The organism is Paenibacillus sp. FSL H7-0331, from assembly GCF_001956045.1.
On record NZ_MRTH01000014.1, the window covers coordinates 131207 to 150366 of the forward strand.

Consider the following 19160-nt stretch of genomic DNA (forward strand, 5'->3'; position numbering starts at 1 on the left):
TTATGACCTGCCAATGCTCATATAAACAGCAGTTACGAGCACATTGATCAACGCTAACGGAAGCAGGACCTTCCAGCCCAATCCCATCAATTGATCGACGCGAATCCGCGGCAGTGTAGCCCGAATCCAGAACAAGAAGAAAACGATGGTTGAGAATTTCAATAAGAACCAGACTAAGCCTGGAATAAAATCAAGAAAAGCAAAAGGTGCATGCCATCCGCCCAGGAACAGCGTAGTTGCAAGACCGGCAATAGCGAATACATAAACATATTCCGCAAGCATAAAGAACGCAAACCGGAAACCGCTGTACTCTACGTGATAACCCGCCACCAACTCTGACTCCGCCTCTGGAAGGTCAAATGGAGTTCGATTCAGCTCTGACACTCCAGCAATTACAAACACAGCAAAACCAATAATTTGGGGAAGGAAATTCCAATGCCAGAATCCCCCCGCCTGCGCCTGTGCAATTACATTCAGGTTCAAGCTGCTTGACATCATGATAACACCGATAACGGAAATGACCAACGGAATTTCATAGCTGATCATCTGTGCCGCGGAACGCATACCGCCGATTAATGCATACTTATTGTTGGAAGCCCAGCCTCCAAGCACAATGCCAATCGTTGATATTCCCGATAGTGCCACGTAGAACAGCAGCCCAACATTCAGATTCGTACTGAACAGCTTATCGCTGAACGGGATGACTGCGATAACGACAAATGCCGGTATAAACGTGATGACCGGAGCCAGAATAAACAGCTCCCGCTCCGCCTTATGAGGAATCGTATCCTCCTTGATTAACAGCTTCAGTACATCGGCTACCGATTGCAAGAGCCCGAGCGGCCCTACCCGATTGGGACCAATACGCATTTGCATCCATCCGATAACCTTACGCTCAAAATAAATGGCATACGTAACGAAGCCTAATACAACCATCAGCAGTACGACGCCCCATGCGAAAAAAATCGCAAAGTTGATCCACGTCAACTGCTCATTTAACAGTTGGGCCATTAGCAGTCCACCTCCCCGACGACAATATCAATGCCTCCGAGTATCGTGATGAGATTGGTCATTGTTTCTCCAACCAATAATTTGGGCAATATTTGCAGGTTTACAAAGGAAGGTCTGCGAAACTTCAATCGATATGGCTTATCCTTGCCCCTGGACACGATATAACATCCGATTTCACCGCGAGGCGACTCAATTCGGGCATATACCTCTCCTTCAGGAGCACGAAGCACACGAGGTACCTTACCCATAATCTCACCCTCTGCAGGAAACTGCTCGACGGCCTGCTCCAATATCCGCAGCGACTGTCTCATCTCTTCAAAACGCAGTAAATAACGGTCATAGCAGTCCCCTTTGGTACCTACAGGCACATCAAATTCGAACCGGTCATACAAGCAGTAAGGCTGATCCTTGCGGATGTCCCAATTGATTCCCGTACAGCGCAAATTAGCCCCGCTCAACCCATAAGCAATCGCTGTTTCTGCATCATACTTACCAACACCCTTGATCCGTGCCAGAAAAATCTCATTGCCGCTGACTAAATTACCATACTCAATCAATTTTTCTCTCATGTAGGGTATGAATTTGCGTACTTTTTCGATCCAGCCCTCGGGAGCGTCCCACTTCACGCCGCCAACCCTCATATAATTATAGGTTAAACGGGCACCACACAATTCATTGAACAGATCGATAATAATTTCCCGGTCGCGAAATGCAAACAAAAACGGGCTCATCGCTCCAATATCCAGCAAATAGGTTCCCCACCATACCAAATGACTGGCAACCCGCTGCAGTTCCATCACAATAAGTCGCAAAAAATCAGCTTTTTCCGGTATTTCCAATCCCATCAGCTTTTCTACTGCGTGTACAAGCACATAGTTATTGGTCATCGCCGAAACATAGTCCATACGATCCGTATAAGGAATGATTTGGGTATACGATAAATTTTCTGCGAGCTTCTCCGTCCCTCTGTGGAGATAGCCCATAACAGGATCAGCATGGGTGATGATCTCACCATCCAGCTTGACTACAATTCGAAACACCCCGTGCGTACTAGGATGCTGAGGTCCAACATTCAACAGCAATTCTTCCGTTCTAATCAAAAGCTTCTACACCTCCGGATCAAGCGCTTCATAATCTTTACGCAGCGGATGGCCGACCCAATCGTCGGACATCATTATTCTTCTTAAGTCCGGATGTCCGGGAAAATCAATACCGAGCAGATCAAAGATCTCACGCTCATTCCAATTGGCGGTTGGCCATATCGGTGTGACCGAGTCTATGGATGGTGTTTCACGAGACGTTTTCACTTTCACGCACATTTCAGCCTTCGTATCCAGACTAAGCAAATGATAGGCAACCTCCATATGAGTTTCCTGATCAATACCTGAAACATTTCGCAAATAGTTCAGCTTCAGCTCACAATGCTGCTTCAACAATAACGCAACTCCAGACCAGTGCTCGTTCTTAATGATCACATAAGGCAGATGTGCATCTCTTTCATTAATAAAGGCTTCTTCGATTGCAGCCTCGCCCACCTGCTCCTTGATCAGTTTAACCCAATGATCCAGCCGCGGTTGTAATGGTGAAGGAACCTTCGGCCCTGCGTCCTCTTCACCCTCTGTTTTCTTGCCTCTGGCAGCGGCACGAGCAGCGCGTGCTTCTGCGGCAGCCTTCGCCTTCGCTTCCTTCTCATCATCCGCTGCCGCTGGGTCACCCGCAGGAGCTTCTGTCGAAGCTGCGCCTGGTGTTGCAGCAGGAGACGCTCCTGCTGCCGCCTCAGCCCTTTTGGCTCGCGCGATGGCCCTGGCAGCTCGCGCTTCCGCGTCAGCCTTGGCCTTTGCTTCCTGCTCTGCATCTACTGTAGATGCATCAGTCCCAGGCGCTGCGCCTGAAGCATCTGCTGCTTCGGCTGAGGGGCTCTCAGTGCTTGGGTTACCCCTCTTATCAGAAGCTGCTGATTGCGATTCCCCTGACGTCGGTAATCTGACAGCTGAATCTGGTTCCTTGGTGACAGTGGATGGATCTGCCGCTGCATCGGCAGCAGCTTTCGGTGGTTCTTCGTTCAGTTGTGGTTCCTTCAGAGTTTTATCTGTATTCAGCTTATCCGTATTCCGTTTATCTGTATCCAATTCATCTTTCTTTTGCTCATCACTCATCGATTAGTCACCTGCTTGCCGGTTTTCGCCTCATAACGAATTTTTTCCTGCAGCTTGTTAATTCCATAAATCAGAGCAGCAGGATTCGGCGGACAGCCTGGAATGTAGACGTCAACCGGTACGACCTGATCCACGCCTTTAACAACGGCATAAGATTTGACGTAAGGTCCACCGGCGGTGGCACAGGAGCCCATAGCAATTACCCATTTGGGTTCTGGCATTTGGTCGTACAGGCGGCGCAGCAATGGAGCCATCTTCTTGGTTACGGTGCCTGCCACGATCATAACGTCGGATTGCCTTGGTGAAGTCCGAAAAATAACGCCAAAACGGTCCAAATCGTAGTGAGAAGCTCCGGCACCCATCATTTCAATCGCACAGCATGCCAATCCAAAGGTTAAAGGCCACAACGAATTACTTCTTGCCCAAGCTTTTACCTGCTCAAGCGTTGTCATAAACACATTGCGCTCCAGCTCTTCTCTTTCTTCCGGACTAATTGACTCTAGATTGAAGTCCATTGCAGCACCTTCTTCTTCCAAGCATAAATTAATCCAACCACAAGCAGTCCTACGAAAATCGCCATTTCAACAACAGCAAACAAGCCCAGTTGCTTAAAAGCAACGGCCCATGGGTACAAAAATACAGTTTCCACATCAAAAATGACAAACATCAGCGCAAATAAGTAATACCGGATGTTGAAGCGCACATGGCTCTCGCCGACCGGTTCGTTACCACTCTCATAAGTAGTATACTTCTCATCCAGCGGCTTGTAAGGACGCAAGAAACGGCCTGCTGTAAGTGCTACAACAGGAAGCAATACACCAAGAATGAGAAAAATGGCTACGACAACGTAATTGTTCATATACATCGTGAACGACTCGCCTCCCCATGCTATAAATAGTTAAGCTTTATGGAAATGTGCTGTGAGATTTATAAGAAAAGTCCAGTTCATGTAAGCTTGTAAGCGCACCCAAGTTGCAATCGCGAAGCCTTCCCTCATTTGCAAATCAGAACATGCACATAACTTCTGTTCGTATATGCCCCACAATTATATCAAATGGGTGTTTAGGTGTCTAATCAATATTCCATATCACATTTTTTATAAAACACAAAAAAACGAAGGAACATGTGTCCCTCCGTTTATGTTCGTTTCCTTAAGATTTACTGGAAACGTTGATCCGATTAACCGCTCTTTGCAAAGCCAGTTCAGCGCGTTTGAAATCGACTTGATCCTGTTTGGAAGACATACGCTGTTCAGCACGCGTCTTGGCTTCTTTAGCACGATCGACATCAATTTGTTCCGGCAGCTCGGCGCTTTCCGCCAATATGACCACCTTATCCTTACGTACCTCCATAAAGCCACCATTCACGGCGATATAATGCTGCTTACCGCCCTGTTTCACGATAACCGGCGCCACTTTTAATGGAGTGACCAAAGGGATGTGATTTGGCAGAATACCAAGCTCTCCTTCTGCACCCTTCACGCTAATCATGTCCACCTGATCGGTGTACACTTTACGCTCAGGGGTAACAATTTCCAGCAAGAAAGTACTCACTTGGACTCCTCCTAAGAGCTTTCCGTAAGGAAAGCTTTACTTCGTAAGCATCATCTGAGCTTTCCATATGGAAAGCTCTACTTCATATGGTTTGCGAATGCAAACTCAATTTGTAGCATACATTCAATTCGCTAATGCGAACTTACATGGTTTTTGCTTTTTCGATAACTTGCTCAATTGCACCCACGTTATGGAATGCCGGTTCCGGAAGATGGTCATGCTTACCTTCAAGAATTTCCTTAAAGCTGCGCACAGTATCTTTAATCGGAACGAAAAGCCCTGGAATCCCGTTAAACGCCTCAGCAACGTGAAGCGGTTGAGCGAAGAACAATTGAATCCGTCTTGCACGGTATACGGTAAGCTTGTCTTCTTCAGACAACTCATCCATACCCAGAATTGCGATAATATCCAGCAATTCCTTATAGCGTTGCAATGTTTTCTTAACGCCTTGTGCTACGTTGTAGTGCTCTTCACCAACAATTTCAGGAGTCAAAATACGGGAAGAGGATGCGAGTGGATCAACAGCCGGGAAAATACCCATTGCAGCAATATTACGCTCAAGGTTTGTAGTTGCATCCAAGTGGGCAAATGCTGTAGCAGGAGCCGGATCGGTATAGTCATCGGCAGGAACATAGATCGCTTGGATCGAAGTTACAGAGCCTTGTTTAGTTGAAGTAATACGTTCTTGCAATTGACCCATTTCAGTTGCCAGCGTTGGCTGGTAACCTACTGCGGAAGGCATACGTCCAAGTAGGGCTGATACCTCGGAACCCGCTTGAGTAAACCGGAAAATGTTATCGATAAACAGAAGCACGTCACGGCCTTCTTGATCACGGAAATATTCAGCCATTGTCAAACCGGACAAGGCTACACGCAGACGCGCACCTGGAGGTTCATTCATTTGACCAAAAACCATTGCGGTTTTGTCAATAACGCCGGATTCTTTCATTTCGTGATACAAGTCATTACCTTCACGCGTTCTCTCACCAACACCGGCAAATACGGAAATACCGCCATGCTCGGATGCGATGTTGTGAATCAATTCCTGCATCGTTACGGTTTTACCTACGCCGGCACCACCGAACAAGCCGATTTTACCACCCTTAACGTAAGGAGCCATCAAGTCGATTACCTTGATACCTGTTTCCAAAATTTCCGCTTGCGTTGACAAGTTCTCAAATGCAGGCGCGCTTTTGTGAATCGGGCTCGTTAATGTACGGTCTACTTCTTCGTTACCGTCAATCGGGTTACCCAATACGTTAAATACACGTCCAAGTGTTGCTGCACCTACCGGTACTGAAATCGCTGCACCTGTATCGATTGCTGCTGTACCACGAACAAGACCATCCGTAGTTGACATCGCAACACAACGAACCAGATTATCGCCCAAATGTACAGCTGCTTCAACAGTTAACTTGATATCCTGCTCGCCAGCTTTTTCGGCTTTTTTCTCAATTGTGATTGCATTCAAAATCTCAGGGAGTTGTCCACGTTCGAACTCAATGTCGACAACCGGCCCCGTTATATTCACAACGCGTCCTTTGCTCAATGTTTTCTCCTCCTTCGAGTTTTGCTTAAGCAAAACTTTCTTCGTAAGCAAATCCTAAAGCTTTATTTTTGAATAAAGCTGCTTCGTAAGCATGTGCTGAGTTTTGCTGTAGCAAAACGTTCTTTACTAGCAAGTTTTAAGCTTGTGCGTTTGCACCGGCAACAATCTCCGAAATTTCCTGTGTAATCGAAGCCTGACGAGCACGGTTATACACCAGTGTCAAGGATCCGATCATCTTGGTTGCATTCTTCGTCGCATTGTTCATTGCCGTCATTCTTGCCCCAAACTCACTTGCTTTACCTTCCAATACCGCACTATAAATTAAGGTTTCCGCATATTTAGGCAGCAACACTTCAAGTACACCCTCAGGTGACGGCTCATACTCATAGTTAGCAACGGATGCAACACCACCCATGTTTTCCATAGGCAAAAGCTGCTTGATCATCGGTTCCTGCGTGATAGCATTTACGAATTTGTTATAAACCAGATACAGCTTGTCAAAAGAACCGTTCTCGAAGTTTTTCACTGCCGATGCCGCAATCGATTTGATATCCGCGAAGCTCGGAGAATCAGGAATTCCCGTTACTTCTTCAGCAATCGCGATATTGCGTTGACGGAAGAAATCTCTGCCCTTACGGCCGATTACAAAAATCACATATTCACTAGGTGATTTGTGATTTTCCTTGATCTCCTGCATCACTCTGCGCAGTACGTTAGCATTATAGCCACCAGCGAGACCGCGGTCTGACGTAACAACAAGATATCCGGTCTTCTTGATTTCACGATTTTGCAGCATGGGATGCTTCAAACCTTTGCTGCCTGCAGCGATACTGCCGACAACTTCCTTAAGCTTATCCGTGTAAGGTCGTGATGCCTCAGCAGCTGCCTGAGCTTTTCTTAATCTCGATGCAGCTACCATTTCCATCGCCTTGGTGATTTGCTTTGTGTTTTGTACGGACTTGATCTGGCGCTTAATTTCGCGCATTCCTTTTGCCAACTGACTCACCTCTCTCTCGAAGCTTCTCTGTATAAGAAAAGCCTTCACTCGAAAAGCCTGTTAAAAGACTTAAAATGGAACACCGAGCTTCCCTGTAAAGAGAAGCCCTTGTTCATTGTGCATTATACAGTCGTAGTAGCGAAGCCTTTTTGGAACTGCTTGATCGCTTCTTTCAAAGCATTTTCATTATCCGTAGTCAAATCTTTCGTATCACGGATACTTTGGAAAATCTCAGGATGCTTCGTATCCACGAAAGCCAAGAATTCAGCTTCAAAACGGCGAATATCTTGTACAGGCAATTCATCCAGATGTCCTCTAACAACCGTATAGATCGAAACGACTTGTTTTTCAACGGACAGCGGTTGATGAACGCCTTGTTTCAAAATTTCCAATGTACGCAAACCACGGTTCAAACGAGTTTGTGTAGCTTTATCCAAATCGGATCCGAACGCTGCGAAAGCGGCTAACTCGCGGTATTGGGCGAGGTCAGTCTTCAGCGTACCGGCAACCTTTTTCATTGCTTTAATTTGTGCGGAGCTACCTACCCGGGATACGGAGATACCTACGTTAACAGCTGGACGTTGACCGGAGTAGAACAAATCGGACTCCAGGAAAATCTGACCATCTGTAATCGAGATAACGTTCGTTGGGATATAAGCGGATACGTCACCAGCTTGCGTTTCGATAAACGGAAGAGCTGTGATCGATCCGCCACCGAGTGCATCACTCAGCTTGGCTGAACGCTCAAGCAAACGGGAATGCAGGTAGAAAACGTCACCTGGGTAAGCTTCCCGACCCGGTGGACGACGAAGCAAGAGCGACAACTCACGGTATGCTGCTGCTTGCTTGGACAAGTCATCATAAACGATCAATACGTGCTCGCCTTTGTACATGAAATATTCACCCATTGCGCAGCCTGCATAAGGAGCAAGCCACAACATTGGAGCAGGCTCGGAAGCACTTGCTGTTACAACGATAGTGTATTCCATAGCGCCAGCACGACGTAGGGTTTCAACTACGTTAACGACAGTGGATTGTTTTTGACCAATAGCAACATAAATACACTTCACGCCGTTGCCTTTTTGGTTAATAATCGTATCGATCGCGATAGCCGTTTTACCTGTTTGACGGTCACCGATGATCAACTCACGTTGACCGCGGCCTACTGGAATCATCGCATCAATCGCTTTAATTCCGGTTTGCATCGGTTCGAATACGGATTTACGAGCCATAACACCTGGAGCCGGTGATTCAACCGGACGTGTGTTTGTTGTATTCAGAGGACCATTGCCATCAACGGGTTGACCCAACGCGTTAACAACACGGCCGATCAATTCTTCACCAACAGGAACCTCCATGATACGACCAGTACGCTTTACTTGGTCGCCTTCACGAATATCCGTGAAAGGTCCCAAAATAACGATACCTACGTTGCTTTCCTCCAAGTTAAAGGCATAGCCAAGAACACCGTTGGGGAACTCAAGCAATTCGCCTGCCATAACATTCTCAAGACCGTGCGCACGAGCAACACCATCACCGACAGTGATAACTGTACCTACGTCAACGACTTGAATGTCAGATTTATATTGTTCAATTTGCTGTTTAATCAGCGTACTGATTTCTTCAGGTTTGATACTCATATTTCCTCACCCCTATCTACAGTGCTTGAGTTGAATTCAAGGATTTTTGCAGTCGATCCAGCTTGCCGGATAAACTGCCGTCATACAGACGATCACCGATGCGCACTTTAATTCCGCCGAGCAGGCTTGTATCAATAGCCGTTTCAACACGAATTTGTTTGCCAACCAATTGGCTGAATGTTGCAGCAATATGATCAAGCTCAGCTTGTTGAAGAACGACCGGCGTATAAACAATGGCTTTTGCCTGACCAAGGGCCTCACTGGCAATCGTTACAAAGTAACCAACTAGCGATTCCAGCAATTCTTCCCTGCCTTTATCGATGAGCAACAGCAAAGTGCTAAAGGTAATTTCCGAAAGCTGACTTTCAAAAATGTTTTTCAGCAGCGCTGTTTTGGATACAGTCCCGATCCCTGGATGCTTGATCAGCTTGTGCAAGTCACTGTTTTCCTTTAAAACCGCTACGATAAACTTCAGTTCTTCTTCTACCTGAGCAATCTTGTTCTGTTCTTTGGCTAGCTCAAAAAGCGCTTTTGCGTATCTTTTGGCTACGATGGTATCCTGGCTCATTGGTTGCCTCCTACCTCTTTCAGGTAATGCTCTACCAATTGCTCTTGAGATTTCTCATCAATTTGTTTTTCGATAATTTTGGAAGCAATGAGAACAGACATCGCGCCAACCTGGCTGCGAAGGGCGGCAACCGCCTTATGTTTCTCATTCTCAATATCACGAATCGCTTCGTCTTTCACGCGAGTCGCTTCCGCACGTGCAGCAGCTGTAATTTCGTCTGCTTGTTTGGAACTGATTTGTTTAGCTTGTTCGATAATGTCTTGTGCTTCTTTGCGAGTCTGTTGTAGAGCCAGCTTTTGCTCCTCTAACAATTGCTCAGCCTGCTTCCGGTTATTTTCAGCCGTTTGAATTTGATCCTTAACAAGCTGTCTGCGTTTTTCCATCATGCCAAACAAAGGACCGAACGCCAGCTTTTGCAGCAGTAAATATAGAAGCAAGAAGGCTACGATTTGAATAAAAAACGTGGACCATTCAATATGCAAGTAACGTCACTCCCTTCTCATAGCGTAGGCAAAACGAAGGCGTGGAGGCTTTTGCAACCATCCCCGCCAAACGATTTCTTAAGCACGACCCATCAAGATGAATGCAAGAACCAATGCAACAACCGGCATTGCTTCTACCAGACCTACCCCGATAAACATCGTTGTTTGCAAAGTACCACGAAGTTCAGGTTGACGAGAAATACCTTCCAAAGCGCGACCTACGATCAAACCATTACCAATACCTGCACCAAGTGCCCCTAAACCAAATACGATTGCTGCTGCTACTAATGCTAAAGCTCCCATTAAGAAAATCCTCCCTTAAATTGTAAAGTTTTTTTATAAATAACTCGAGACTTTCCCGAGGTAAGTCTTGTACCTTAGTGAGACTCTTCGTGAATCAACGTTTGTGAAATATAAACCATTGTCAACATTGTAAATACGAATGCCTGAATGGCGCCAACGAACACACTAAAACCTTGCCATATGGCTAGAGGGAATATTCCAAACCAACCCGCTCCCAAAATGACACCAATCATAATTTCACCTGCATAAATATTTCCGTATAGACGGAAAGCAAGCGTCAGCGGCTTGGATACCACCTCAATCAAATGCAGCGGAAGCATAACCCCTTTATACTCAAAGTAATGAGCAAAATAGTGCTTCGTATTGCGTGTGATACCCAGAAAGTGGCTAAGCGCAATGACGATAACCGTAAGTGCTGCAGTAACGGCAATATCCGCCGTCGGTGATTTCCACCATGACACGTGATCTGAGGTTACGACCGAGAACGGCAGCCCCAGCATGTTTCCAATGAAAATGTACATAATTAGGGTTAAACCAAGTGCTATAAACGGCTTCCCATGTTTAGAACCAATAGTACTGCCGATGATCCCTTCAACAAACTCTACAACCCATTCCATAAAGTTTTGCAGCTTCGAAGGATTCGTTACCGAAATTTTACTCGTTCCGGCAATCGCGAGTATTAATACCAGAACACTGGTCACTCCAATCATGAGAAGCGCTGACAGATCAAAGTGAAATCCAAACCATTCTACTCCCGGTACTTGATGCTCCATGTTTTCCAATTTCACCCCTTTCCACAGATGGATTTACTTCTTGGATCTTTTGACAGAAATAATACCCAATACAAGTGTTGCCAATTGAGCGATAAGGTATCCAGCGACGGTTGTACTTAACGCGAATTGCTCCGGAAACCGGACTGCGATAAGACCCGCCAAACCTCCTATGGCCGCTCTAGTCAGAAAGCCTATGTTAGCCTTGCTCGGAATCCCTTGCCCCGGTGGAGCGGTGATAACCTTATCCGATAGCTTGCGAATTTTCCAGGCCAGATACCTTGCGTTAATCATACTAACGGCAGCCCCCAGCATCAAACCAGCTGAATAGGGTCGGTATTCCACGAAAAGAGCCCAAGCAACCAGACAAAAGGATAAGAAAAATAGAAAGACGTTTTGAAACGTTTTCAGATGGGCCGTAAACTCGTTCATTTATAGCCCTCCGTACTGCTTAATCATAAAATAAATGCTAATGATTCCAGCCGTAAGCCCCAGCAAAAAACCACCCAGTAACCACAACTGCCCGCCAAGCGTTTGGCTTAACCAATCTCCAAACCAATACCCTGCCAGTAAACAGACAACAAGATCAATTCCGATAGCCGTCGTTAAAGCAGCTGCACGCCATGGATTATCATTACGGTTTGGCTGTTTCATATACACCCTCCTGAGAATCCTCACTTATTGTAACGAAGCAACGTCGGGTTTGTCAATTGTCTTTCTCTCTAAATAACTGTGGATGAAATTCTTAAAAATGCTGTTATATCAACGTTTTTAGCAATTCCAAACCAAACAGTACTACTGCACGCTCTGACGTTTGTCATAGGATTGTCACGGTTGGAATGACTCCGGTCTTACTGTAGCATGTCCAAAATGGTAAAGGATGGCTTGAACGATCCGTTCCGACGCTTTTCCATCGCCGTAGGGGTTGGCAGCCTGACTCATTTTTTCATACAATACCGGATCTGTCAGCAATGCACGGGTTCGATTATACACATGCTCTTCATCGGTTCCGACAAGCTCCAGCGTTCCTGCATCAATACCTTCCGGCCGCTCCGTTGTTTCACGTAGAACTAAAACGGGCACTCCATACGAAGGAGCTTCCTCCTGCAACCCACCGGAATCAGTCAAAATCATGTGGGTATGCGGATATAAATTGTGCAGTTCCAGTACATCTAGCGGATCTACGAGCTTGATACGCGGATGATCACCCAGCATTTCGTAGGCCGGCTCTCTTACAGCTGGACTCGGGTGAACTGGATACACGATGGCAATATCGTCAAACTCATCAGCAATCCGACGCACGGCACGGAAAATTTGCCGATGTGGCTCACCTTGTGCTTCGCGGCGATGCGCGGTCATCAGGATCAGACGCTTACCTGCTGCCCAATCCAGTACATTGTGGGTAAAGTCATTCTGCACCGTATACTGGAACACATCTGTCACCGTATTTCCTGTTACGAAGATTGTTGCCTCTGACTTATTCTCTTTGCGCAGGTTGTCGGCAGATAACTGGGTCGGAGCAAAATGCAGATCGGATAATACGCCGGTCAGCTGGCGATTCATTTCTTCCGGATACGGTGACATTTTGTTCCAGGTACGCAAGCCTGCTTCCACATGACCCACCTGGATCTGCTGTAAGAAAGCCGCGTAGCTTGCCAGGAATGTCGTTAACGTGTCTCCGTGTACGAGCACCAGGTCCGGCTTTTCTTCGCGGAATACCGGGTCCAACCCTTGAAGCACCCGTACGGTCACTTCGTTCAATGTTTGACGATCCTTCATGACATCTAAATCATGGTCAGGTGTAATATGGAATGTTTCCAGAACCTGATCCAGCAATTCCCTATGTTGTGCGGTAACGCATACACGTGAGTCGATAAATTCAGAATGCTTTTGAAGCTCAAGTACCAGCGGCGCCATCTTGATGGCTTCCGGCCGGGTTCCGAAAATCGTAATTACTTTGGTTTTACCCATGAACGGCTGTCCCCCTATGTACATTTTCTGTTATAGATTCATCTGCTTGCTGATTTTTATTTCGTACCGAACAGACGATCACCTGCATCTCCCAGTCCGGGAACGATGTAACCGTGGTCATTCAAATAGTCGTCAATAGCTGCTACATATATATCCACATCGGGATGCGTTTGCTGTACAGCGTGAATACCCTCGGGCGCTGCAATGAGGCACATCAGCTTGATCTGCGAGCAGCCTCTGCTCTTCAACGCCGTTATTGCTGCATTCGCAGAACCTCCGGTTGCCAGCATCGGGTCTATCACGATCAATTCCCGTTCCTGTACATCGGTAGGCAGCTTTACATAATACTCAACAGGCTCAAGTGTCTCTGGATCACGGTACAAGCCGATATGACCTACCTTGGCTGCGGGTACTAATCTCAGAATACCATCTACCATGCCAAGTCCTGCACGCAAAATCGGGATAAGTCCCAGCATTCTGCCCGAAATCACTTTGCAATCCGTCGTGGTCACTGGTGTTTTGACTTGCACGGTTTCAAGCGGAATGTCTCTTGTAATTTCGTACGCCATCAGTGTCGATACTTCATCTACCAATTCGCGAAAATCTTTGGTTAGTGTGGATTCATCCCGTATGTACGTAAGCTTATGCTGGATCAACGGATGATCACACACAAATAATTTTCCCATAAACAATTCCCCTTTACGCCAAATCTCGTCTATTATACCACACCTGTGAGATGTTATCCCAACAAGTTTCGCGCATTGACGACAGACTCAGCGACTGTCAGGCTCCAGCGTAAAAAGGCAGGCTGGACGTAATGAATGTACAGTTCCTATTCATGTACGAACTCATAGAAGCCAATGCGAAGAGCGTTCATGGCGTGTCAATCGCTGCTCAGTTTCGGAGTGGTCCCAGGCCGTATCCTGAAATCATGAAGAGGCCGGAGATCTCTACATCATCTCCAGCCTCTTGGCTATGGTCTATAGATCGCACTCGTTAGTTGAGGAGGCGAGCCTGATAATCAGGTATTAGTAGGACAGGCCCGGATACAAAGGGAACTGTGCAGTCAAATCTTTAACCATACCGCGGACTTTGTCATGTACAGCAGCATCAGTTGGATTTTTCAAAGTCAAGGCAATGATCTTGGCAATAGTTTTCATTGCTTCTTCATCCATACCGCGGGAAGTTGCAGCCGGAGTACCAACACGAACACCACTGGTTACCATCGGCTTGGCTGGATCGAAAGGAATCGCATTTTTATTAACCGTAACCCCAACTTCATCCAGCAAGTGCTCAGCTTCTTTACCGCTGATGCTCGTGTTGCGCAGGTCGATCAGCATCAAATGGTTATCGGTACCACCGGATACAAGATCGATACCTTCGGAAATTAGAGCTTCCGATAATGCTTTGGCATTGTTGACAACCTTTTGTGCGTAAGTTTTGAATTCCGGCTGCAAAGCTTCGCCAAAGGATACAGCCTTAGCTGCAATAATATGCATCAAAGGACCACCTTGGGTACCAGGAAATACAGCTTTATCGATGGCAGCAGCCCATGGTTTACGGCACAAGATCATACCGCCGCGAGGACCACGAAGTGTTTTATGGGTAGTCGTCGTTACAAAGTGTGCATGTGGAACCGGGTTTGGATGCAGACCAGCCGCTACCAGACCAGCGATATGTGCCATATCAACAAAGAGCAATGCGCCTACATCATTAGCGATCGACGCCAGAGCTTCAAAATCAATCGTACGTGGATATGCGCTGGCACCAGCTACGATCATACGAGGCTTATGTTTGAATGCCGCTTTGCGCACATCATTATAATCGATACGGGAGTCGCTTTCGATAACACCGTAGGAAACGAAGTTGTATAGAATACCGGATGCATTAACCGGGCTGCCATGGGTCAAGTGACCACCGTGAGCCAAGCTCATGCCCAATACCGTATCTCCAGGCTGTAGAGCTGCCAAGTAAACAGCCATGTTGGCTTGAGCGCCGGAATGCGGCTGTACGTTGGCATGCTCAGCTCCAAATAATTCCTTGGCACGATCACGAGCGATGTCCTCTACAATGTCTACATACTCACAACCACCATAATAACGTCTGCCAGGGTAGCCTTCAGCGTATTTATTGGTCAGTACCGTACCCATTGCTTGCAGTACCGCCTCGCTGACGAAGTTTTCCGATGCGATCAATTCGATTTTGTCGCGTTGACGACCGATTTCAAGATTCATAGCCTCCACGATTTTGGGGTCCTGCTTACGTAATTGTTCCATAATAAAATCCTCCTTTAGATTTTCGCAGAAAACTTACTTCGTAAGCTTCTACATTATAGTTAATTGGGTTTAATCACAAAATCCGTTGTCAGCAGAACTCTCATCTACCACATATACAGCCCGAGCACCACCAATGAGCTTCGGACGGGTATAAGCCATTTGCACCGAGGCATGGCCAATGATCCGGATCGAGGGACGCAGCGGTATCGCGACCGGCTTCAGATGCATCCCAATCAGCGTTCCGCCGATATCTATGCCTGCATGGGCCGACACGGCTTCAACGAGACAGGCCTGCTGCAAATGCTTGTAGGCATATGAAGCCATAGAGCCGCCTGCACGCGGAACGGGAATCGCCGACACCGGCTCCAGCCGGTAAGCCAGCATCGCTGCACGCTCCATGACTAACGCCCGATTCAAATGCTCACAGCATTGAAATACCGGGTAAAAACCCGCCTCGGCGCGAACGGCTTCAATCGCAGCGAAGATAGGCTGGGCAGCCGTTTCTGTGCCTGAAGTACCAATGTGATGACCCAGCACCTCGCTCGTACTCGTCCCGATAACAAGCAGCTGTCCTGTCTGGATATTACCTGCCTGTACCAGCTCACGCAGCACTTGTTCTACCTGTGACTGAATGTCCATACCCCGTTGCCTCCTTCGTCAAGCTGTACGAATGATTACGATTGAGGAGTGACTTTGTCTTCCAGTTCCATTACTTTATGAATGCGGTTCACGTGACGTTCACCGTTGGAAAACTCGGTTTCGAGCCAAACCTTCACAATGGATTCAGCCAGTCCCGGTCCGACAATACGTTCCCCCATTGCCAGTACGTTGGAATCATTGTGCTGACGGGTCATTTGGGCCGAAAACAGATCGTGTACAAGCGCACAGCGAATGCCGGCGATTTTGTTAGCTGCAATCGTCATTCCAATTCCCGTCCCACAAAGCAAGATCCCTCTGTCGGCCGTTCCTGCGGCAACCTTATTGCAAACCTCGATCGCATAATCCGAATAATCCACGGAATCCGTGCTATGACAGCCTACGTCTGTCACATCATGGCCCAAAGATTGCACAAGCTTAATAATTCCATCCTTCAACTGAACGCCTGCATGATCAGAGCCTATTACTATCTTCATTTGATGCGCCTCCTGACAAGTTTTCTGGACACTATCGTATGATGAGTTTGATTGTCATCCAATTTGTCCATTATACCGTAATGCGTACAGAAAAATGAAATCAAATATGGTGAATCCTAAACGAAAAAAGAGCATACTGCATGCCACTATCAGCACTGCAATGCTCTTTGCCCAGGCGACCGGCCGTATGCCCCGATGCTCCATTGTGGTAAGCCCCACTCGTCGCCAGTTACATCAGGTCCTGCTTCTTATTCTTATCATAACGGAAATGATCAAGGCTGTAAAGCCGTAAAAAAACCTATTTCCTTGAACTTTCTTTCAAAAAATCTCACGCTTTAAGACGTCGTACCAACCGATGCAGGCATTCCTCGATTTCTGCTGCGCATTGTCTGTATAGCGATAAAGATCCGCCGAACGGGTCGGCAATATCGTAGTCGGGCAAAGACTGCTCCAGTTGCCTCACTCTCGCTCGTTCCTCCATCGTCACCTGCTGGGATAAAGACTGCTTGAACTGAAGCTCAGCAATCAACGCAGCCAACTCGTCCATACGCGCTTTAGCGGAAGGATCATCACTCACAAATTCTTTGAGTGTGTGCATCTTGTCTACGAATGCCGGGAAACGCTGGATCGCTTGCTGCTTGTGACTCGTGGTCATGGTGAGCACCACATCTGCCCAATCCAGCAAAGAGCCTGTTAATGAGGAAGAGCTAATCGCCTGCAAAGCATCTTTTTCCCGCAATATAACTGCTGCATTAGTGGAAACAGGATAGCCATCACCCGCTGAGGTCCCGGCCGAACGGACTTCTATGTGATTCATCCCCTGCTCTTTCAACATCGCGCGAAGCATACCTTCTGCCATCGGACTGCGGCACGTATTCCCGGTACACACAAACAATATTCGGTTCATTAGAAATCCCCACCTTTCTCCTCTATGATGATTGGCTGTTGAGCCCTATTCCTATTGTACCTCAAAACGACGTAAAAATGGATATGTAGCTGTAGCCCTGAATCCGATTCATAATAAAAAGCGTGCACCGAATGCCAGCAGAATGACTCCACCTACGGCTTCCCCGTACTCTCCGACCCAACGTCCCGCTTTACGGCCAAGCATCAATCCGGTAATGGACATGACTCCCCCTACCGTACCGAACATCAGTACCGTCAGCGCACGGTCACCAGCAAACATGCCCAGCGATACGCCGACGGAGAATGAATCGATGCTGACACTAATCGCAAACACCAGCATGCCCAGAAAGGTTTTATGATCAACGGATTTCGCCGCCTCCCCTTTCAAGGAATTGTAGATCATATGTATACCAAGAATCACAAGCAGGATGCCTCCTGCTATCGTCGCTACTCCACCTAATAACGAACCCATGTAGCTGCCCATAAACATACCCGCAAGCGGCATGACCATATGGAATACCGCAATCATCAGGCTCAGCTTGAGGATATCCCACTTTCGAATGCCCTTCATCCCGATTCCGATACCCAGTGATAACGCATCCAGACCTAAGGCTACTGCCATGACCAGTATGGTTATGAATTGCCCCACCATCAGTGGTGACGCCCAGTCCATCTCCTGTCGACCCCCTGTCCTGTTCTTCATCAACATATGCGGACAAGTAGAGAATCATGACTGGGTTTGGACTTGTGGCTGCTGCTACACGTGGATAATACGGTTGGCTGCCGCTTTGCGCAGCCGGTTCATAATAGCGGCCCCGATACCCGATTCGGGGCAGGCTTCGGCTACGATGAAGTCCGCGCCGGCTTCATCGAATTGGCGCAGCGCGGCGTACAGCCCGTGCGCAACGGATTCAAGGTCGCCCAGGCTTCCGCAGGCGACAACCGTATCCGCGCGCAGTGCATCGGCGTGCTCACGATAAGTGAGTACGCCTGTGCGCTCTCCGCGCGCGTGGGCTTGGTCGAGCTCGCGCTGGAGGCGAGCGAGCACCTGTTCAGGAGCGCTGCCCTGAACGAGGGTCATCGCACCGCGAGGCGCGTAGTGCGCGTACTTCATCCCAGGCGCTCGTGGCGCTAAGGATGAATCCGGGTGTACAGAGGATTCGCGCACCTCGATGCCAGGCAGCGCCATAATCAATTGCTCAGCCGATACACCACCTGGCCGCAAAATATGAAGCACGCCTCCTCCATCCCCGTTCGGCGCTGTATATTCGACGACTGTAGATTCCAGACCAACGCCTGTAGCCCCCCCATCCACAATACCGTCAATTCGATCGGCCAGATCATCGTACACATGTGCGGCTGTTGTAGGGCTTGGCCGCCCTGAGCTGTTCGCACTGGGGGCTGCTACTGGACAGCCAGCAGCCCTAAGCAGCTGCAAGGCGACCGGGTGGTCCGGCATACGCAGCCCAACCGTAGACAGGCCTGCTGTGACCAGAGGTGAGAGAACGCCTGGTATGATAGGAAGAACGACCGTCAGAGGCCCAGGCCAAAAAAGATCCAGCAAACGCGAAACAGTCCCATCCGGAGGAGCTGCCAGCTCTGCCATTTGAGACCGATTTGCAATATGTACAATAAGCGGATTATCTGAGGGCCGTCCTTTTGCCATGAAAATCTTATTGACCGCATCTGTCTGCCTGGCATCGGCACCAAGGCCATAAACCGTTTCCGTAGGAAACGCGATCAACCCACCTTGGCGAAGAATTCGCGCGGGCTCTGTCAGCTCCTCGAGCTCCAGATCGTCGCCAGTAGCTTTCCATAATTTTGTCATCGCATAGGCCTCCAATC

The 19160-nt window shown here is 47.8% G+C and carries 23 protein-coding genes and 1 riboswitch; all 23 genes read right to left on the reverse strand.

The annotated features are described in order from the left end of the window. The 23 genes from nuoH to BK127_RS21420 all read right to left on the reverse strand — a co-directional run bounded on the left by nuoH (position 1) and on the right by BK127_RS21420 (position 19143). The gene (gene nuoH / locus BK127_RS21310) at positions 1 to 1011 is read right to left on the reverse strand and encodes an NADH-quinone oxidoreductase subunit NuoH (protein ID WP_076233537.1); all 1011 of its coding nucleotides are present in this window, start codon (positions 1009 to 1011) and stop codon (positions 1 to 3) included. Beyond that, a complete protein-coding gene (locus BK127_RS21315) occupies positions 1011 to 2111 on the reverse strand; it encodes an NADH-quinone oxidoreductase subunit D (protein ID WP_076233538.1) in 1101 nt (366 codons plus the stop codon). Before BK127_RS21315 ends, nuoH begins: the two co-directional genes overlap by 1 nt. 6 nt (positions 2112 to 2117) lie before the next feature. Next, positions 2118 to 3167: an NADH-quinone oxidoreductase subunit C gene (locus BK127_RS21320; RefSeq protein WP_076233539.1), complete on the reverse strand. Its 1050-nt coding sequence runs from the start codon at positions 3165 to 3167 to the stop codon at positions 2118 to 2120. Further along, positions 3164 to 3682: a NuoB/complex I 20 kDa subunit family protein gene (locus BK127_RS21325; protein ID WP_076233540.1), complete on the reverse strand. Its 519-nt coding sequence runs from the start codon at positions 3680 to 3682 to the stop codon at positions 3164 to 3166. Before BK127_RS21325 ends, BK127_RS21320 begins: the two co-directional genes overlap by 4 nt. Beyond that, a complete protein-coding gene (locus tag BK127_RS21330; RefSeq protein WP_076233541.1) occupies positions 3667 to 4032 on the reverse strand; it encodes an NADH-quinone oxidoreductase subunit A in 366 nt (121 codons plus the stop codon). Before BK127_RS21330 ends, BK127_RS21325 begins: the two co-directional genes overlap by 16 nt. A 286-nt stretch (positions 4033 to 4318) precedes the next feature. Continuing rightward, positions 4319 to 4720 carry a F0F1 ATP synthase subunit epsilon gene (locus BK127_RS21335; protein WP_076233542.1) on the reverse strand — a complete coding sequence of 134 codons (402 nt, stop codon included), beginning with the start codon at positions 4718 to 4720 and terminating at the stop codon, positions 4319 to 4321. Between the two features lie 142 nt (positions 4721 to 4862). Next, a complete protein-coding gene (gene atpD, locus BK127_RS21340) occupies positions 4863 to 6269 on the reverse strand; it encodes a F0F1 ATP synthase subunit beta (protein ID WP_076233543.1) in 1407 nt (468 codons plus the stop codon). 136 nt (positions 6270 to 6405) lie between these two features. Further along, on the reverse strand, positions 6406 to 7266 hold the full coding sequence (gene atpG, locus BK127_RS21345; RefSeq protein WP_076233544.1) for an ATP synthase F1 subunit gamma: 861 nt from the start codon (positions 7264 to 7266) through the stop codon (positions 6406 to 6408). A 122-nt stretch (positions 7267 to 7388) separates the two neighbouring features. Continuing rightward, complete coding sequence (gene atpA, locus BK127_RS21350; protein WP_076233545.1) at positions 7389 to 8906, reverse strand: F0F1 ATP synthase subunit alpha; 1518 nt, start codon at positions 8904 to 8906, stop codon at positions 7389 to 7391. Positions 8907 to 8922: 16 nt separating this feature from the next. Next, a complete protein-coding gene (locus BK127_RS21355) occupies positions 8923 to 9474 on the reverse strand; it encodes a F0F1 ATP synthase subunit delta (RefSeq protein ID WP_076233546.1) in 552 nt (183 codons plus the stop codon). Further along, entirely contained in the window at positions 9471 to 9956 is a 486-nt protein-coding gene (gene atpF / locus BK127_RS21360) for a F0F1 ATP synthase subunit B (RefSeq protein ID WP_076233547.1), read from the reverse strand. Before atpF ends, BK127_RS21355 begins: the two co-directional genes overlap by 4 nt. 78 nt (positions 9957 to 10034) lie before the next feature. Further along, positions 10035 to 10259 (reverse strand): F0F1 ATP synthase subunit C, encoded by a 225-nt coding sequence (gene atpE / locus BK127_RS21365; RefSeq protein ID WP_076233548.1) that lies wholly within the window; start codon positions 10257 to 10259, stop codon positions 10035 to 10037. A 74-nt stretch (positions 10260 to 10333) separates the two neighbouring features. Then, positions 10334 to 11032 carry a F0F1 ATP synthase subunit A gene (gene atpB / locus BK127_RS21370; protein WP_076233549.1) on the reverse strand — a complete coding sequence of 233 codons (699 nt, stop codon included), beginning with the start codon at positions 11030 to 11032 and terminating at the stop codon, positions 10334 to 10336. A 33-nt stretch (positions 11033 to 11065) separates the two neighbouring features. Continuing rightward, the gene (locus tag BK127_RS21375) at positions 11066 to 11461 is read right to left on the reverse strand and encodes an ATP synthase subunit I (RefSeq protein ID WP_076233550.1); all 396 of its coding nucleotides are present in this window, start codon (positions 11459 to 11461) and stop codon (positions 11066 to 11068) included. Continuing rightward, the gene (locus tag BK127_RS21380; RefSeq protein WP_076233551.1) at positions 11462 to 11683 is read right to left on the reverse strand and encodes an AtpZ/AtpI family protein; all 222 of its coding nucleotides are present in this window, start codon (positions 11681 to 11683) and stop codon (positions 11462 to 11464) included. A gap of 174 nt (positions 11684 to 11857) precedes the next feature. Next, positions 11858 to 13000, reverse strand: a complete 1143-nt coding sequence (gene wecB / locus BK127_RS21385) for a non-hydrolyzing UDP-N-acetylglucosamine 2-epimerase (protein WP_076233552.1) — start codon at positions 12998 to 13000, stop codon at positions 11858 to 11860. Between the two features lie 56 nt (positions 13001 to 13056). Then, complete coding sequence (gene upp, locus BK127_RS21390) at positions 13057 to 13686, reverse strand: uracil phosphoribosyltransferase (protein ID WP_076233553.1); 630 nt, start codon at positions 13684 to 13686, stop codon at positions 13057 to 13059. 342 nt (positions 13687 to 14028) lie between these two features. Continuing rightward, complete coding sequence (gene glyA, locus BK127_RS21395; protein WP_076233554.1) at positions 14029 to 15276, reverse strand: serine hydroxymethyltransferase; 1248 nt, start codon at positions 15274 to 15276, stop codon at positions 14029 to 14031. A 69-nt stretch (positions 15277 to 15345) separates the two neighbouring features. Further along, the gene (locus BK127_RS21400; protein ID WP_076233555.1) at positions 15346 to 15915 is read right to left on the reverse strand and encodes a TIGR01440 family protein; all 570 of its coding nucleotides are present in this window, start codon (positions 15913 to 15915) and stop codon (positions 15346 to 15348) included. A gap of 35 nt (positions 15916 to 15950) precedes the next feature. Then, entirely contained in the window at positions 15951 to 16409 is a 459-nt protein-coding gene (gene rpiB, locus BK127_RS21405; protein WP_076233556.1) for a ribose 5-phosphate isomerase B, read from the reverse strand. Positions 16410 to 16571: 162 nt separating this feature from the next. Further along, positions 16572 to 16652: riboswitch (ZMP/ZTP riboswitch) on the reverse strand. A gap of 85 nt (positions 16653 to 16737) precedes the next feature. After that, positions 16738 to 17316: a low molecular weight protein arginine phosphatase gene (locus tag BK127_RS21410; protein ID WP_076233557.1), complete on the reverse strand. Its 579-nt coding sequence runs from the start codon at positions 17314 to 17316 to the stop codon at positions 16738 to 16740. 108 nt (positions 17317 to 17424) lie between these two features. Further along, positions 17425 to 17988 carry a manganese efflux pump MntP gene (locus tag BK127_RS21415; protein WP_076233558.1) on the reverse strand — a complete coding sequence of 188 codons (564 nt, stop codon included), beginning with the start codon at positions 17986 to 17988 and terminating at the stop codon, positions 17425 to 17427. Positions 17989 to 18072: 84 nt separating this feature from the next. Beyond that, on the reverse strand, positions 18073 to 19143 hold the full coding sequence (locus BK127_RS21420; RefSeq protein WP_076233559.1) for an L-threonylcarbamoyladenylate synthase: 1071 nt from the start codon (positions 19141 to 19143) through the stop codon (positions 18073 to 18075). Between the last annotated feature and the right edge of the window lie 17 nt (positions 19144 to 19160).